The 15,940-nt window shown below is 66.9% G+C and carries 14 protein-coding genes; 1 reads left to right on the top strand and 13 read right to left on the bottom strand.

The window, feature by feature from the left end:
- Positions 1 to 34: 34 nt before the first annotated feature.
- From LT948_RS18800 to pmbA, 6 genes are all read right to left on the bottom strand, one after another.
- A complete protein-coding gene (locus LT948_RS18800; protein ID WP_003120918.1) occupies positions 35 to 967 on the bottom strand; it encodes a ZIP family metal transporter in 933 nt (310 codons plus the stop codon).
- Between the two features lie 18 nt (positions 968 to 985).
- Positions 986 to 1,597 carry a superoxide dismutase gene (locus tag LT948_RS18795; protein WP_003098862.1) on the bottom strand — a complete coding sequence of 204 codons (612 nt, stop codon included), beginning with the start codon at positions 1,595 to 1,597 and terminating at the stop codon, positions 986 to 988.
- A gap of 12 nt (positions 1,598 to 1,609) precedes the next feature.
- Positions 1,610 to 2,059, bottom strand: coding sequence for a hypothetical protein (locus LT948_RS18790; protein ID WP_003094369.1), 450 nt, complete (start codon positions 2,057 to 2,059; stop codon positions 1,610 to 1,612).
- 27 nt (positions 2,060 to 2,086) lie between these two features.
- Positions 2,087 to 3,463: a class II fumarate hydratase FumC gene (fumC, locus tag LT948_RS18785; protein WP_003098863.1), complete on the bottom strand. Its 1,377-nt coding sequence runs from the start codon at positions 3,461 to 3,463 to the stop codon at positions 2,087 to 2,089.
- Positions 3,456 to 3,851 (bottom strand): hypothetical protein, encoded by a 396-nt coding sequence (locus LT948_RS18780; protein ID WP_003094374.1) that lies wholly within the window; start codon positions 3,849 to 3,851, stop codon positions 3,456 to 3,458. The genes fumC and LT948_RS18780 overlap by 8 nt, the downstream gene beginning before the upstream one ends.
- Before the next feature lie 147 nt (positions 3,852 to 3,998).
- On the bottom strand, positions 3,999 to 5,348 hold the full coding sequence (pmbA, locus tag LT948_RS18775; protein WP_003110024.1) for a metalloprotease PmbA: 1,350 nt from the start codon (positions 5,346 to 5,348) through the stop codon (positions 3,999 to 4,001).
- Positions 5,349 to 5,446: 98 nt separating this feature from the next.
- On the opposite strand from pmbA, the gene yjgA reads away from it, so the two are divergent.
- Positions 5,447 to 5,971 carry a ribosome biogenesis factor YjgA gene (gene yjgA / locus LT948_RS18770; RefSeq protein WP_003094378.1) on the top strand — a complete coding sequence of 175 codons (525 nt, stop codon included), beginning with the start codon at positions 5,447 to 5,449 and terminating at the stop codon, positions 5,969 to 5,971.
- Between the two features lie 30 nt (positions 5,972 to 6,001).
- On the opposite strand, the gene tldD is transcribed toward yjgA, so the two are convergent.
- The 7 genes from tldD to mreC all read right to left on the bottom strand — a co-directional run bounded on the left by tldD (position 6,002) and on the right by mreC (position 15,909).
- Entirely contained in the window at positions 6,002 to 7,444 is a 1,443-nt protein-coding gene (gene tldD, locus LT948_RS18765; RefSeq protein ID WP_003094380.1) for a metalloprotease TldD, read from the bottom strand.
- Between the two features lie 2 nt (positions 7,445 to 7,446).
- Positions 7,447 to 8,295 (bottom strand): carbon-nitrogen hydrolase family protein, encoded by an 849-nt coding sequence (locus tag LT948_RS18760; protein WP_003110023.1) that lies wholly within the window; start codon positions 8,293 to 8,295, stop codon positions 7,447 to 7,449.
- Positions 8,296 to 8,343: 48 nt separating this feature from the next.
- Positions 8,344 to 12,174 carry a YhdP family protein gene (locus LT948_RS18755; protein WP_023096114.1) on the bottom strand — a complete coding sequence of 1,277 codons (3,831 nt, stop codon included), beginning with the start codon at positions 12,172 to 12,174 and terminating at the stop codon, positions 8,344 to 8,346.
- Between the two features lie 14 nt (positions 12,175 to 12,188).
- A complete protein-coding gene (rng, locus tag LT948_RS18750; RefSeq protein ID WP_003094386.1) occupies positions 12,189 to 13,646 on the bottom strand; it encodes a ribonuclease G in 1,458 nt (485 codons plus the stop codon).
- Between the two features lie 33 nt (positions 13,647 to 13,679).
- Positions 13,680 to 14,285, bottom strand: coding sequence for a Maf family protein (locus tag LT948_RS18745; protein WP_073657470.1), 606 nt, complete (start codon positions 14,283 to 14,285; stop codon positions 13,680 to 13,682).
- An 89-nt stretch (positions 14,286 to 14,374) separates the two neighbouring features.
- Positions 14,375 to 14,869, bottom strand: a complete 495-nt coding sequence (gene mreD / locus LT948_RS18740; protein ID WP_003094389.1) for a rod shape-determining protein MreD — start codon at positions 14,867 to 14,869, stop codon at positions 14,375 to 14,377.
- The gene (gene mreC, locus LT948_RS18735; RefSeq protein ID WP_071533941.1) at positions 14,869 to 15,909 is read right to left on the bottom strand and encodes a rod shape-determining protein MreC; all 1,041 of its coding nucleotides are present in this window, start codon (positions 15,907 to 15,909) and stop codon (positions 14,869 to 14,871) included. The genes mreD and mreC overlap by 1 nt, the downstream gene beginning before the upstream one ends.
- Positions 15,910 to 15,940 lie beyond the last annotated feature (31 nt).

Here is a 15,940-nt window from a genome sequence, read left to right as displayed (position 1 = left end):
CCGGCGTCAATTCAGCGCGGGTCGGATGAGTCCCCTAGCCCAGCGCGGTATCCAGCACCATCATCAGGCAGAAGCCGAACACCAGGCCCAGCGTAGCCTCGGCGGCATGTCCCTGGCGGTGGGACTCGGGAATGATCTCGTGGGTGACCACGAAGAGCATCGCTCCCGCCGCGGCGGCCAGCCCCCAGGGCAGGAGCAGCGCGGAGAGGCCGACCAGCCAGGCGCAGAGCACCGCGAACAGCGGCTCGACCAGGCCCGACGCGGCACCGACCAGCATCGCCTTGAAACGCGACATACCGACTCCGGCCAGCACCAGCGCCACCACCAGCCCTTCCGGCACATCCTGCAGAGCGATGCCCAGGGCGAGGCCGTTGGCCTCGTCCAGGCCGGCACCGGCCGACACGCCAACCGCCATGCCTTCGGGGATGTTGTGCAGGACGATGGCCGTGACGAACAGCAGGATGCGCGGGGGAATGCCACCAGACAGTGGCGCGCCCTCGCAACCGGGATGGACGTCCGGCATCAGCCGGCCGAGGATGAACAGCCCCATCACGCCGACCGCCAGGCCGAAACTGACCAGGAACCCCGCGCCGAACTTCGAGTAGCCGAGGTCGCCGGCCGCGGATAGCGCCGGCATGATCAGCGAGAAGGCCGTCGCCGAGAGCATCACGCCGGCACCGAAGCCCAGCAGCGCATCCGACAGGCGCGCCGGCATGGTCTTCACCACCAGCACCGGCATCGCCCCGAGAGCGGTACCGAAGGCGCAGAGCAGGCCGCCTTTCAACGCCAGCACGATGGGCGCCGGCAGGTTGAGCTCGGCCAGCAACAGCGCGTGGCGGCCGAGCAGGTAGCCGCCGCCGATGAAGATCAGCAGGCCCAGCAGGTTGCGCAGCGTCCGCCCGTTACCTTCGGCGATGCCATGGAGCAACGCCTTCATCGCTGCACCGCCAGGCTGCCGGCCAGCCATCTCGCATCACGGGTAACACTAGGCCAGGGCTTGCGCATAGCGACGCGCGACCTCCCGCCAGTCGATCACGTTGTAGAAAGCGCCGATGTATTCCGGGCGGCGGTTCTGGTACTTCAGGTAATAGGCGTGCTCCCATACGTCCAGGCCGAGGATCGGCGTATTGCCGTTCATCAGCGGGCTGTCCTGGTTGCCGCTGCTCTCCACCAGCAAGCTGCCCTGGGGAGTCACGCTGAGCCAGGCCCAGCCGCTGCCGAAGCGGGTCAGCGCAGCCTTGGTGAACGCATCCTTGAACGCCTCGAAGCCCCCGAGCTGCTCATCGATGGCCCGCCCCAGGTCGCCATCGGGACGGCCACCGCCCTGGGGCGACATCACGGTCCAGAACAGCGAGTGGTTGGCATGCCCACCGCCATTGTTGACAACCGGGGTGCGCAGCTTCTCCGGCAGACCAGCCAGTTGCCGCAGCAGGCTTTCCACCGGCTGCTCGGCATAGGGCGTGCCTTCCAGCGCGGCGTTCAGGTTGTTCACATAGGTCTGGTGGTGCTTGCTGTGGTGGATCTCCATGGTCAGCGCATCGATGTGCGGTTCCAGGGCATCGTAGGCGTAGGGCAAGGGCGGCAAGGCGTGGGGCATGGAAACTCTCCGTCAGTGATAGCGAAGTGAGGGGGGCGGAGCGAGGAACTCGGGTCGGACCTCCGCGTTCGGCGGTCCCTTGAGCAGGCGCTCGGTGCGCGGATAGGCACCGTGTTCGCCGATGAACGACAGCAGTTCGACATAGGTGCGCCGGCTGTGATGCTGGGCCGCCTGGCGCAGGGCCAACGGCAGCTTCTGGTCGGCGCTGACCCGCAACAGGCGCTCGTGGCAGGCGCAGAGGTATTCGGCGGTCTCCTCCGGTTGCTCCAGTTGCAGGTGCAAGTCGGCCAGGTTGTGATGGGAAATGACGAACGCCATCACCGCCTCGTCGGCGTCGCCCCAGCGTTCCAGCAGCACCTGGGCCAGGGCCAGGGCATGGAGGTAGTGCTCACGCGCATCGATCAATGCGCCGGTGACGAAACAGCGGTTGCCCTGTTCGATCGTTCGTTGCCAATGACGCATGGCGGTACCTCCAGTGGTGGGGCGGCCTCAGAGGCCGCCAGCCGTGAGTTTTTCCGGATCCAGCAACACCTCCAGGCGCGCACGGTCCAGATCGGTGTTTTCCAGCGCCACATCGATGATCGGCCGTCCCTCGCGATAGGCCTGCTTGGCGATTTCCGCAGCCTTCTGGTAGCCGATGATCGGGTTCAGCGCAGTGACCAGGATCGGGTTGCGCGCCAACGCCTCGCTGAGCTTGCCCTGGTTGACCTTGAAGCTGGCGATGGCCTTGTCCGCCAGCAGCCGGCTGACGTTGGCCAGCAACTGGATGCTGTGCAACAGGTTGTCGGCCACCAGCGGCAGCATCACGTTCAGTTCGAAGTTGCCCGATTGGCCGGCGACGGCAATGGCGGCGTCATTGCCGATCACCTGGGCGGCGACCATCGCGGTGGCCTCCGGGATCACCGGGTTGACCTTGCCGGGCATGATCGAGGAGCCTGGTTGCAGCGCTTCCAGCTCGATCTCGCCGAGCCCGGCAAGCGGCCCGGAGTTCATCCAGCGCAGGTCGTTGGCCAGCTTCATCAGGGTCACGGCCAGGGTCTTCAACTGGCCGGACGCAGCGACCGCCGTGTCCTGCGAACCGATCAGGGCGAAGAAGTCGTCGCCGGGGCGGAACGCCAGCCCGGTCAGGTCGTTCAGCTCCTGGCTGAAACGTTCGGCGAACCGCGGATGGGCGTTGATCCCGGTGCCCACCGCGGTGCCGCCCTGTGCCAACTGCTGCAAGGCAGGAAGTACGCTCTCGATGTGCACGCCGGCCTGTCGCACCTGCTGCGCCCAGCCACCGAGCACCTGGCTCATGCGTACCGGCATCGCATCCATCAGGTGGGTGCGGCCGGTCTTCACATAGGCATGCACTTCTCCGGCCTTGCTCTGGATAGTCTGCTCCAGGTGGCGCAGCGCCGGCAGCAGGCGTTCGCTGATCTCGAGGGCGGCACTGATGTGGATGGTCGAGGGGATGATGTCGTTGCTGCTCTGCCCGCAGTTCACATGGTCGTTCGGATTGACCTTGCCGCCCAGGCGGCGACTGGCCAGGGTCGCCACCACTTCGTTGGCGTTCATGTTGGAACTGGTGCCGGAGCCGGTCTGGAACACATCCACCGGGAAATGCTGCATGAAATCCTCTTGCAGCAACTGCAGGCAGGTCTCGGCGATCGCCTCGCCCATCGGTGCATCCAGTTGCTGCAGGGAGACGTTCGCCCGCGCCGCCGCGGCCTTGGCCAGCAGCAGGGCGCGGACGAAGGCCTGGGGCATGCGCTGGCCGCTGACCGGGAAGTTGTTCACCGCGCGCTGGGTCTGGGCGCCATAGAGGGCGGTCGCCGGGACCGCCAGTTCGCCCATGCTGTCGCGTTCGATGCGGGTGTCAGTCATCTTGGTTTCCTTGTTGCGGGTGATCGAAGCTCATCGACGGCGCCAGGTCCTGCCTGGCCATTCGTACGGAGAGCTGGCGCAGCCGTCGCCGCTGGCTGCCGTTGGTGGTCAGTCGCTGAAGTTCGCAGAGGGGCCGGTAGGCGTAGTCGAGGCAGAGGCTGCGCCAGTGCCAGGGCAATATCGGATCGCGACCGGTATCGAGCAGGAGGTTGTAGGCTTTCTCGAACAGCGGCCAGGCGGCCACACCTTCCCAACCGGCGAGATAGCGCGCCTCGCCGAGGTACTGGTCGAGCAGGCGCGGTTCGTCGGGATCGAGCGCGCAGCGGATCTGCGTGCCCAGCCAGTACCAGTGATCCAATGCTTGCGGGTCGTGCGCCTCGAAGGACATGGCAACCTCACCAGACGATAATGAGATTGATTATTGTTTTCTTCTTGGCAAAAGACAAGCATGGTCCCCATAGAGGCGGACAATCGAACAGGCGGAAACGAAAACGCCAGCGACGAGCGCTGGCGTTCTACAGAGGGAAACCCGGCCTCAGCGCCCGGCTACCATCATCGACTCGACCAGTACAGAACCGGTATGCAGGTTGCCGCGCCGTTCGATGTCCTTGCCGACCGCGACGATACGGCGGAACAGGTCGCGCAGGTTGGCGGCGATGGTGACTTCCTGGACCGGGAACTGGATCTCGCCGTTCTCGACCCAGTAGCCGGCGGCGCCGCGGGAATAATCGCCGGTCACCAGGTTGACGCCCTGCCCCATCAACTCGGTGACCAGCAGGCCACGCCCCATCCGGCGTATGAGAGCGGCCTGGTCCTCGTCGCCATGGCTGACGAACAGGTTATGCACTCCGCCGGCGTTGGCCGTGCTCGGCAAGCCGAGCTTGCGCCCGGAATAGGTGCCCAGGACATAGGACACCAGCTCGCCGTTCTCGACGAATGGCTTGGCATAGGTCGCCAGGCCGTCGCTATCGAAGCTGGCGCTGCCGAGCGCGCCGACCAGGTGCGGCCGCTCGTCGATGCTCAACCATTCGGGAAACAGGCGCTGGCCCAGCGCGCCTTCGAGGAAGGATGACTTGCGATACAGGCTGCCGCCTGAGATCGCCCCGAGGAAATGGCCGAACAGGCCAACAGCGATTTCCGGAGCGAACAGCACCGGCACTTCGGCGGTCTGCACCGGCCGCGCGCCCAGTCGGCTGGCGGCGCGCTCGGCGGCGCGCCGACCGATCGACTCGGCGCTGGCCAAGGCCTCGCCACGGCGGTTGACGTCATACCAATAGTCACGCTGCATCTGTCCTTCGCCCTCGGCGATCATCACGCAGCTGAGGCTGTGCCGGGTGCTGGCGTAACCACCGATGAAACCGTGGCTGTTACCGTATACCCGGCAGCCCTGGTGGGTATTCAGGGTGGTGCCGTCGGCCTTGGTCACCCGCTTGTCGGCGGCGAACGCCGCTGCCTCGCAAGCCAGGGCTCGTTCCACGGCCTGCTCGGGACTCAGGCTCCATGGATGATAGAGGTCCAGCTCGGGCAACTCGCGGGCCATCAACGCGGCATCGGCGAGACCGGCGCATTCGTCCTCGGAGGTATGGCGGGCGATCGCCAGCGCCGCCGCCACCGTCTCGCGGATGGCCGCCTCGCCGGTCGCCGAGGTGCTCGCCGAGCCCTTGCGCTGGCCTGCGTAGAGGGTGATGCCGAAACCTTGGTCACGGTTGAACTCGACGGTTTCCACCTCGCCCTGGCGCACGCTGGTGGACAGGCCCTGCTCCAGCGACACCGCCACTTCGCAGGCACTGGCGCCCTGGCGGCGGGCCTCGGCGATGATCTGCTCGACCTGCTCGCGAAGGTCCGGAAGCACGGAGGGACCGACTGCCGCGGCATGTAGACTCATCTGTTGACTCTCCTGTTGACGTGGCCGCCCACGCGGCCGGGCCGGACAAGCGGCCCCTGACTCGTTATCATGACGGCGTTTTCCACTGGACCACCACCATGGCTGAATTTCACGACGACGACTCGCAATTCGAAGAGAAGAGCAAGTCGCAGATCAAACGCGAGCTGCATGCCCTGCAGGACCTCGGCGAGCGCCTGACCACCCTGCAACCGCAGTTGCTGGAGCGCCTGCCGCTCACCGACCCGCTACGCAAGGCGCTGCTCGAGGCGCCGAAGCACAAGGCGCACATCGCCCGCAAACGGCATATCCAGTACATCGGCAAACTGATGCGCGACCAGGACGTGGACGCCATCGTCGCCCTCATCGACCAGGTGGACTCCTCCACCCGCCAGTACAACGAACGTTTCCATGCCCTCGAACGTTGGCGCGACCAGTTGATCGCCGGCGGCGACGCAGCGCTCGACGCCTTCGTCGGGGAGTTCCCCGAGTGCGATCGCCAGCACCTGCGCGGCCTGGTCCGCCACGCCCAGCACGAGGCCGCGCACAACAAACCGCCGGCCGCCGCACGCAAAGTGTTCAAGTACATCCGCGAACTGGACGAAACCAAGCGCGGCCTGCGCTAGGTTTCGTCGCGCCGGCGCCCGGGCCATGCCTCAGGCGCCGGTGCCGCCGACGGTGATCGCATCGATCTTCAGGGTCGGCTGGCCGACGCCGACCGGCACCGACTGACCGTCCTTCCCGCAGGTTCCCACGCCACTGTCCAGGGCCAGGTCGTTGCCGACCATGGATACCCGGCTCATCGCTTCCGGACCGTTGCCGATCAGGGTGGCGCCTTTCACCGGGGTGGTGATCCTGCCGTTCTCGATCAGGTAGGCCTCGCTGGTGGAGAACACGAACTTGCCGCTGGTGATATCGACCTGGCCACCGCCGAGGTTGGCGCAGTAGATACCCTTCTCCACCGAGGCGATGATTTCCTGCGGATCGCTCTCGCCGGCCAGCATGTAGGTGTTGGTCATGCGTGGCATCGGCAGGTGCGCGTAGGACTCGCGGCGGCCGTTACCGGTGCGCGCCACGCCCATCAGGCGGGCGTTGAGCTTGTCCTGCATGTAGCCCTTGAGCACGCCGTTCTCGATCAGCACGTTGCAGTTGCTCGGCGTGCCTTCGTCATCCACGCTCAGCGAGCCGCGACGCCCGGCCAGGGTGCCGTCGTCGACGATGGTGCACAGGCTCGAGGCGACCTTTTCGCCGACCCGGCCGCTGTAGGCGGAGCTGCCCTTGCGGTTGAAGTCGCCCTCCAGGCCGTGGCCGACCGCTTCGTGGAGCAGGACCCCGGACCAACCCGCTCCCATCACCACCGGCAGGGTGCCGGCCGGCGCGGGGATCGCCTCGAGGTTGACCAGCGCCTGGCGCAGGGCCTCGCGGGCGTAGCCCATGGCACGATCCTCCTGGAGGAAATAGCGATAGTCGGTGCGACCGCCGCCGCCGTGGCCGCCGCGTTCGCGTCGGCCGTTCTGTTCGACGATCACGCTGACGTTGAAACGCACCAGCGGACGAATGTCGGCGGCCAGCGAACCGTCGCTGGCCGCTACCAGGATCTGCTCCCAGACGCCGGCCATGCTCACCGTGACCTGCTGGATGCGGGGATCGAGCGCACGGGTAGCGGCGTCGATCTGCTTCAGCAACTCGACCTTCTCGGCGCGGCTGAGCACGTCCAGCGGGTTCTCGCCGGCGTACAGGCGAGCCGGCGCCACGGCCTTGAACGCCTGCACGCTGCCGTTCTGTCCCGCACGGGAAATCGAACGGGCCGCCACCGCGGCCTGTTTCAACGCCTCGGCGGTGATCGCATTGCTATAGGCGAAGCCGGTCTTCTCGCCCGACTGCGCGCGTACCCCGACCCCCTGGTCGAGATTGAAGCTGCCTTCCTTGACGATGCCGTCCTCGAGCATCCACGACTCGGAGACCTGGCTCTGGAAATACAGGTCGGCGGCATCGATGCCCGGGCCGTTCAGTTCATGAAGAATGCCGGGCAGGCTGTCCAGCTCCAGACCACCGGGGGCCAGCAACTGCTGGCTGACGGATGACAACAACTCGCTCATATTCACTCCGTACGCGCCGGCCGCGGTTCGGCCGGCGGGAAAAATCGTCTGTGCGCCACCACCGGCATGCGCCGGCGGATATCCGCCTGTTCTGCGGCGTCGCGCGCCGCCAGCAGCACCGCTTCGCCCTGCGGCCGCTCGGCCAGGACCCGGCCCCAGGGATCGACGATGGCCGAATGGCCGAACGTCTCCCGGCCCCGTGGGTGGACGCCACCCTGTCCGGCCGCCAGCAGGTAGCACTGGGTCTCGATGGCGCGGGCGCGGACCAGCACCTGCCAGTGCGCCGCGCCAGTCACCGCGGTGAACGCCGACGGCGCCGTGATCAGCTCTGCGCCGGCCTCGCGCAGCGCGGTATAGAGTTCCGGAAAACGCAGGTCGTAGCAGACCGTCAGGCCAAGGCGACCGACCGGCGTATCCGCCACCACGATCTTCTGACCGAAAGCATAGTCGTCGGATTCACGATAGCGGCCCCGCGCATCGGCTACGTCCACATCGAACAGGTGCAGCTTGTCGTAGCGGGCGACCCGTTCTCCATGCTCGTCGATCAGCAGCGAACAGGCATTCGCCTTCGCCTCGGGTTGCCCATCCGGCGGCAGCGGCAGCGTTCCAGCGACTATCCACAACCTGAGGTCGCGAGCGGCGGAATTCAACCACGGCAGGATAGGCCCGTTCCCCCGCGCCTCGGCGCGCCCCAGCTCGGCCAGGTCGCGCCGGCCCATGGCGGCGAAATTTTCCGGTAGCACGGCGAGCCGCGCCCCGCCCTCGGCGGCCTGTTCCAGCAGGCGACGGGCGGCGGCCAGGTTGGCCGTCACGTCGTCCTGGCTGACCATCTGGATCACGGCAATGGACATGGTTTCCTCCTCGCGGACGAAAGCGCCGCGTCGCGGCCCGGGCGCCGCTCAGCGGGGCTTCTCGAATGGCTTGTCGAAGCTGATCTTCGGATCCTGCCAGGGGCCCTTGACGCTGTATTGCACGCTGGCGAAGCGCGAGACCCGGTCGCCGAGCAACTTGTCGACGACGAAGACCGCGCCGCCGACCGCCGGACCGCCGACTATCAGTGCCGCCAGGGTCAGGTTGTTGGTCAATGGCAAGGTCACCAGCAGCTTGGCGTCGATCCGATCGTGAGCCAGGTCCAGGGTACCGTTCAACTCCAGGTTGCTCGACGGCCCTTCCAGCTTCAGCGGCTCGCGGGTGATGTAGACGCCGTCGGTGGCGGAGAGAACCCCCTTCACCCGGTCATAGCTCAGTCCCTTGCCGAGGATGTCCGAGAAATCCAGGCGCAGCCGGCGGTTGATCGCGTTGAAATTGAGCAGGCCGAACACTCGCAGCGCCTGGGCGCTGCCTTCGACCTCGACGAACTGCCCCTTGCGCAGCGATGCATCCATGCTGCCGCTGAAGCGCTTCAGGGCCATGTAGGCCGGCGATCCCGGCCACTGGCCGTTGATATCCATGCGGAAACGTTCGCTGGTGGCGCTCGGCGCGAAATTCCAGGCCTTGAGCACATCCGCCAGGTTCTTGCCCTCAATCCGTCCCTGGTAGGTGCTGCGGGTATTGCCCGGACTGCCGTCCCAGCGCAGGCTGCCATTGACGTGCAGGCCACGCAGGTCGAGGTCCAGGTCGTTGAACGCCACGCCGTTGCTGCCCGGCCGTACCTTCAGGCTCCAGGCGCCCAGCGGCTGGCCGCCAAGGGCGACCTGGCCGATCTTCACGTCTACCGCCGGCAGGCTGCGCGGATCGACGGCGGCCAGCGGGTCCGAGTCCTCCACCTTGTTCTCGTCGGGAAGGGTCGACTTCGGCAGGTTCAGGCGGTCCAGATCGACCACGATCGGCGCGCCCCTGGCATCCGGCAGGACCAGACGCCCCGATGCGAGGTCGCTGACCAGCACCAGTTGCCAGGCCCGCTCCTGGCGGGCCAGGTCGACGGTCAGGTTCTTCAGCTCCTGGCCGAAGCCCTTGAAGCTGTCGATGCGCAGGTCGGCGCCGCGCAGCAGGCCCGCAGCGCTACTGGCAGCCTGGTCGCCATTGCCGTAGCGCTTCAGAGTGGCCTGCCAGGCGTCCCAGTCCAGTTCCGCCAGACGCCCGCGCACCCGCAGCCCCTGTGCCGAGGGCAGCAGCGCCGGGTCACCACCCAGGCGCAGGGCGCCGCGTCCGTTCAGCGGCTTGTCCGCCGGGGCCGCATAGGCCAGGCTGGCGAGGCCGTCGTAACGCGCCCAGTAACGCCGTTCGGCGCCATCCAGGGTCATCCGCCACTGGGTCGGCCGCGCCTGGGCGGCCGTCTTGCCGAACGGCGCCGGCAGGTCGACGACGGCGCCCTTGAGATCCGAATCGATCTGCAACTGGCTGTCCTTGCCATCCAGCAGCAGGTTGAGCTGGAACGGCAGGCGTCCCGAGACCGGCAACGGACGCTGGCCAGCGCCGAGCCAGTCGCTCAGTGACTTGACCGCCACCTGGCCGTTGAGCAGCAAGCGCGTGCGCGCATCGCCGCGCCCCTCGGCGACGATCCGCCCGCGTACCTCGCTGCCCAGCACCCGGGCCTGCACCGCCGGGGCGCTCAGGCCCTTGGCCAGGTCGAAACGGAAGTCGCCCTTCACTTCGCTCATATCCAGCTTCGGACTGGGCATCTTCAGGGTCGCGCCCACGGTGGAGAAATCCACGACCACCCCGGTCTTGCCGGCCTCGTCGTGGTCCAGTGGAATATCCAGCTTCAGGTGGCCCTGCAAGGGCCCGTCGCCCTCCCAGCCGGCGAAAATCTTGCGGGTCGGGATCGGCGCTTCCTGGAGCAGCTTGATGCCGTCCTTCAGGTTACTGTCGACGGCGCCATCCACATACAGGTGCGGCGTCTGTCCCGGCCGGCCGAGAGGTATGTCGACCTTGACGTCGCTGACCCGGGAATTCAGCAGATTCCCGCTGGAGGCCAGCACGCGGACTCCGGAATCCTCGACGAACACCTCGCCAACCGTTTTGCTCAAGGCGGGCCAGCCGGGCTGGTAGGCCAGCTCGCCGTCGCGAACCTTGAAGTAGAGGTTCATGACGTGGGCTTCGGCCGCCGCGCCGCGGTTCAGCGAGCCCTGCCACTGGAAGTAGCCCTGCTCGACATGGCCACTGCGGATCGCCGTCTTCAACCAGTTCGCCAGGCTTTTGTTCATTCCCGGCAACTGGGTCGGCAGGTACTTGGCGGTGAAGCGCGCGTCGCCGTCGCTGAGGCCGACCTGCAGGTCCATGTAGTCTTCAGCGCCGGGATCGCGCATCAGGCGGATCAGCATGTCGCCGGCCAGGCTGCCCTCCTCGCCCTCGACCCGCATCAGATGGCTGCCGAGGGTGAAGGCACGGTCGTCCAGGCTCCAGAACATCCGCGTGCGGGCCTCGCGGTAGCGCCACGGCTCGGGAAACACCTTGGCCAGGTGCAGCATGAAATCCTGCGCCGACGCGTCGAGCTGGCCTCCGGCCAGGGTACCGGTCAAGGTGCCGCTGACGTTTTCCACCGCCGGGACCTCATGGAACGCCGAGATACCGACCTTTTCCAGGTTGGTTGCGTAGCTGACCCGCTCGGGCACCTCTCGCTGCGGCCAGAAATCGGCGTTCAGGTTGTGCAGGATGCCCTTCGGCTTCAGGCCCACCACCCACTCCGCCGCCGCGTCCGGCAGCGGCGCCAGCGCTTCTATCGCCGGCACCAGGGGCGTCAGGTCGACGCGGTCGGCCTGCAGCTTCCAGTGTGGCTCGTTGTTCTGCTGGTCGCGACGCAACAGCAACTCCACCTCGCCCCAGCGCTGCTCGCCGAAATTCGCCGCCAGGTCGCCGACCCGAACCTTCCAGCCCTGCGCTTCGCGATCGAAAAACAGGTTCATGCCCAGGTCGTTGATTTCCACCGGCTTGCGCGCGGCATACGAGGCCTTCAACTGCGGCGCCAGCAGCCGTGCCACCAGCCGTTGCGCCTTGCCGTCGCGCCAGTCGAACCAGAAGTCTCCGCCGGCCTTGGCCCGGACGATCTTCCATTCCTGGGTCAGACCGGCCGGCAACCATTGCGCCCAGTCGCTCTGCGGCAGGCTGAGATAGAACCTGGCGCTGCTGCGCGGCCAGTCCTCGCTGTCGATCCGCCCTTCGGCGTGCAGCGCCAGAGGTTGGCCGTCCGGCAGTTGCAGGCGGGCATCGAGACTCTGCCCACCAACCGATGAACTGCGCAGGGTCGCGCCGACCGCGCTGAGCGACAACGCTGCGCTTCCCCGCGGCGCCACCTCCAGTTGACTGTCCAGCAGCGAGATGCGTTGGGTCTGCAGCAGGAATTGCAGGAGCTTCCGGGGATCGCTGGGCTTGTCACTGTGCGGCAGGCCATCCAGGCTCCACTGGCCATCCTCGCCTTCGCGCAGGGTCAGCTTGAGTCCCTCCAGCTCCAGGCTGCCGATCCGCACCTGGCGCGCCAGCAGGCTGCCGAGCAGGTCCGGCGCCAGCCGCACCCGCGCCAGGCGCAGACTCTGTTCGCCGTCGCCGACCTGGATGTCGCGCGCCACCACCAGAGGCTCGAAGCCGCGCCAGGAGCCCGTCAGCTCGGCAATCCGCACCGGTATGCCGAGTTGCTTGCCAGCTTCGTCCTCCAGCTGCTGGCGGTATTCGGCCACCAGCGGCACCAGTTGCCGGCCAAGGCTGACGTACAGCGCCAGCAGCACCAGTACCAGGGCGCACAGACCCAGGACGATCCGTAGCAGTCGCGTTCCGAGGCTTCCCACATCCGCCATTTCAGCCATACGCCTCAGAGCAGGACCACGTCATATTGCTCCTGCGAGTACATCGCCTCGACCTGGAACTTGATAGTGCGGCCGATGAACGCCTCGAGATCGGCGACGTTGCCCGACTCCTCGTCGAGCAGCCGGTCCACCACCTTCTGGTTGGCCAGCACCAGGTAGGAGTCGGCCTGGTAGGCACGCGCCTCGCGGAGAATCTCGCGGAAAATCTCGTAGCAGGTGGTTTCCGCAGTCTTCAGCATGCCGCGTCCCTGGCAGCAGGGGCACGGCTCGCAGAGGATCTGCACCAGGCTTTCGCGGGTGCGTTTGCGGGTCATCTGCACCAGGCCCAACTCGGTGATGCCGATGATGTTGGTCTTCGCGTGGTCGCGCTCCAGTTGCTTCTCCAGGGTGCGCAGGACCTGCCGGCGATGCTCCTCGTCCTCCATGTCGATGAAGTCGATGATGATGATCCCGCCCAGGTTGCGCAGGCGCAGTTGGCGGGCGATCGCGGTGGCCGCCTCGAGGTTGGTCTTGAAGATGGTTTCCTCGAGGTTGCGATGGCCGACGAAGGCGCCGGTGTTCACGTCGATGGTGGTCATCGCCTCGGTCGGATCGACGATCAGGTAGCCGCCGGACTTCAGCAGTACCTTGCGCTCCAGGGCTTTCTGGATTTCGTCCTCGACGCCGTAGAGATCGAAGATCGGTCGCTCGCCCGGGTAGTGTTCGAGGCGATCGGAAATCTCCGGCATCAATTCTTCGACGAAGGAAGTGATCTTCTGGAAGTTCTCTCGCGAGTCGATGCGGATCTTCTCGATCCGCGGGTTCACCAGGTCGCGCAGGGTACGGATCGCCAGGGACAGGTCTTCGTAGATCACCGAAGGCGCGCCGACGGTCTGGATCTGCGCGGCGATCTGGTCCCATAGCCGGCGAAGGTAGCGGATGTCGGCGAGAATCTCGTCCTCGCCCGCACCTTCCGCGGCGGTGCGCAGGATGAAGCCGCCCTGTCCCTCGATGCCTTCCGCCGCCACGCAGTCGGCCACCACCTTCTTCAGGCGCTCGCGCTCGACTTCGTCCTCGATCCGCAGGGATATCCCGACATGACTGGTGCGCGGCATGTACACCAGATAGCGCGAAGGAATCGACAGGTGGGTGGTCAGCCGTGCGCCCTTGGTGCCGATCGGATCCTTGGTCACCTGCACCACCAGCGCCTGCCCCTCATGGACCAGGGCACTGATGCTTTCCACGGCGCTGCCTTCGCGATTGGATATCTCGGCGGCATGGATGAACGCCGCACGTTCCAGGCCGATGTCGACGAACGCCGCCTGCATCCCCGGCAGTACCCGTACCACCCGCCCCTTGTAGATATTGCCGACGATGCCGCGCCGCTGGGTGCGTTCGACATGCACTTCCTGCAGGACGCCGTTTTCCACCACCGCCACGCGCGACTCCATCGGCGTGATATTGATCAGGATCTCTTCGCTCATGCGTCCACTGTCCTTATTTCGGCGCGTTAGGCGTTACGGCGGGTTGCCACCCACGGGCTGCCAGCAAGGGATGCCGAATTCCCTCAACAGTTCCGCAGTTTCACACAAAGGCAGCCCGACCACCGCACTGTAACTGCCTTCGATGCGGCTGACGAATATCGCCCCGAGGCCCTGGATCGCATATCCGCCCGCTTTGTCCGCCGGCTCGCCGCTCTGCCAGTAGCGCAGCGCTTCTTCCGGAGCGACCTGGCGGAAGCGCACCCGGCACTCCACCACCCGCGCCTCGACGCCGCCAGCGGCGGCCAGGGCCACGGCGGTGAGAACCTGGTGTTCGCGCCCGGACAGCGCAGCCAGCATGGCCAGCCCGTCGGCCTGGTCCACGGGCTTGCCGAGAATTCGCCCGTCGATCACCACCGAGGTATCCGCGCCCAGGACACAACCGCCCTCGCCGCGCCCTTGCAGCATAGCCAGCCCGGCGGCCGCCTTGCCGCGCGCCAGGCGCTCGACGTAGGCGGCGGGCGCTTCGTTCGGCAAGGGGGACTCGTCGATAGCGGTGGCGAGCACGGACAGCGGCACGCCGATCTGGGTCAGCAGTTCACGGCGACGGGGCGAGGCGGAGGCGAGATACAACGACGGCATGGAGGCTCCCGGGAAACGCGTCGGGCGATGCGCCGATCACCCGTTTCGAAGAATGACGATATCCGCCGCAGCATAGCTGCGAAGCGGACCTACCTCACGTTGAGACGCAGGCGGACGAACTGCAGCAGGGCGTACACCCAGGGCCAGAGCAGCGCGCTGACCAGGGCCGGGAGCAGGAAGGTCAGGGTCGGCGGACGATTGCCGGTCAGGGCGTTGAGCCAGAGCTGGAGCAGCTGCGCCAGGCCGTAGACCACCACCAGCACCAGGCACTGCTGCCAGGCCGGGAACATGCGCAGGCGCTGGTGCAGGGACAGCACGAGGAAGGTGATCAGGCCGAGGATCAGCGCGTTCTGCCCGAGCAGGTTGCCGTAGAGCACGTCCTGGGCCAGGCCGAGCAGCCAGGCGGTGACCATCCCGACGCGCTCGGGCAGCAGCAACACCCAGTAGGTCAGCAGCATCGCCAGCCACAGCGGGCGGCCGATCTCGGTGAAGGTAGGCATCGGCGCTACGGCCAGCACCAGCCCGACCAGCAGGCTCAGCCAGATCACCCAGACATTGTTCGAACCTTGAGTCGCGCGAGCCATCAGCGGCGTCCCCCGTTCGCCGCCGGAGCGGCAGGCTGCGTGGGAGCTGGCGCGGGCGCGGCGGCGGGCTGCTGCGCAGCACCCTGGGCTGCCGGGGTGGCCGGCGACGGCGCGGCGGCCGGTTGCGCGGCAGGCTGGGGCGCCTGGGCGCCGGCGGCGGCTTTCTTGTCCGCCTCTTCCTGGGCCTCGGCGGCGTCGTTGGCGCGCTGTTCCGGGGTGCGGCTGTCGCTGAACACCAGCAGCACGTAGCGGCTACGGTTCATCTTCGCGGTCGGCACCGCGCGCACCACGGCGAACGGCTGGCCGGAATCGTGGATCACTTCCTTGACCGTGGCCACCGGATAGCCGGCGGGGAAGCGTTGCCCCAGGCCGGAGCTGACCAGTAGGTCGCCTTCCTTGATGTCGGCGGTGTCGGCGACGTAGCGCAATTCCAGGCGCTCGGGATTGCCGGTGCCGACAGCGATGGCGCGCAGGCCGTTGCGATTGACCTGCACCGGGATACTGTGGGTGGTGTCGGTGAGCAGCAGGACCCGCGCGGTATAGGGCATCACCTCGACCACCTGGCCCATCAGGCCGCTGGCATCGAGCACCGGCTGGCCGACGAAGACGCCGTCGTTCTCGCCCTTGTCGATCATGATGCGTTGGGTGAAGGGGTTCGGATCGACGCCGATCAGCTCGCTGACCAGTACCTTGTCGTCGACCAGCGCGGCGGAATTGAGCAGCTCGCGCAGGCGCACGTTCTGCTCGGTGAGCGCGGCGAGTTTCTGCACCCGGCGCTGCATCAGCAGGGACTCGGCCTTGAGGCGTTCGTTCTCGGCGATCAGCTCGCTACGGCTGCTGAACTGGTCGCGCACGCCTTCCCAGGCGCGCACCGGCATTTCCGCCAGGCCGTAGAAAGGCGTGAGCACCATCCCCAGCTTGCTGCGGACGGGCTCCAGATAGTCGAACCGGGCGTCCACCACCATCAGGCTGACCGACAGCACGGCCAGCACCAACAGGCGAACGCCCAGCGACGGGCCTTTGGAGAATAGCGGTTTGATGATCCGCTCCTAGGCGACGATGCTCGCCACC

This window comes from Pseudomonas sp. CP-1 (genome assembly GCF_021213715.1).
In the GTDB taxonomy this organism is placed as follows: Bacteria; Pseudomonadota; Gammaproteobacteria; order Pseudomonadales; family Pseudomonadaceae; genus Pseudomonas; species Pseudomonas aeruginosa.
The sequence above is the reverse complement of the archived record's forward strand: the minus strand, read 5'-3'. Positions and strand labels throughout refer to the sequence as shown.

Bases quoted from the DNA above. Each gene is read 5' to 3' on its own strand.
- LT948_RS18800 (WP_003120918.1), bottom strand. From the start codon at position 967: ATGGCTGGCCGGCAGCCTGGCGGTGCAGCGATGAAGGCGTTGCTCCAT.
- LT948_RS18795 (WP_003098862.1), bottom strand. From the start codon at position 1,597: ATGCCCCACGCCTTGCCGCCCTTGCCCTACGCCTACGATGCCCTGGAA.
- LT948_RS18790 (WP_003094369.1), bottom strand. From the start codon at position 2,059: ATGCGTCATTGGCAACGAACGATCGAACAGGGCAACCGCTGTTTCGTC.
- fumC (WP_003098863.1), bottom strand. From the start codon at position 3,463: ATGACTGACACCCGCATCGAACGCGACAGCATGGGCGAACTGGCGGTC.
- LT948_RS18780 (WP_003094374.1), bottom strand. From the start codon at position 3,851: ATGTCCTTCGAGGCGCACGACCCGCAAGCATTGGATCACTGGTACTGG.
- pmbA (WP_003110024.1), bottom strand. From the start codon at position 5,348: ATGAGTCTACATGCCGCGGCAGTCGGTCCCTCCGTGCTTCCGGACCTT.
- yjgA (WP_003094378.1), top strand. From the start codon at position 5,447: ATGGCTGAATTTCACGACGACGACTCGCAATTCGAAGAGAAGAGCAAG.
- tldD (WP_003094380.1), bottom strand. From the start codon at position 7,444: ATGAGCGAGTTGTTGTCATCCGTCAGCCAGCAGTTGCTGGCCCCCGGT.
- LT948_RS18760 (WP_003110023.1), bottom strand. From the start codon at position 8,295: ATGTCCATTGCCGTGATCCAGATGGTCAGCCAGGACGACGTGACGGCC.
- LT948_RS18755 (WP_023096114.1), bottom strand. From the start codon at position 12,174: ATGGCGGATGTGGGAAGCCTCGGAACGCGACTGCTACGGATCGTCCTG.
- rng (WP_003094386.1), bottom strand. From the start codon at position 13,646: ATGAGCGAAGAGATCCTGATCAATATCACGCCGATGGAGTCGCGCGTG.
- LT948_RS18745 (WP_073657470.1), bottom strand. From the start codon at position 14,285: ATGCCGTCGTTGTATCTCGCCTCCGCCTCGCCCCGTCGCCGTGAACTG.
- mreD (WP_003094389.1), bottom strand. From the start codon at position 14,869: ATGGCTCGCGCGACTCAAGGTTCGAACAATGTCTGGGTGATCTGGCTG.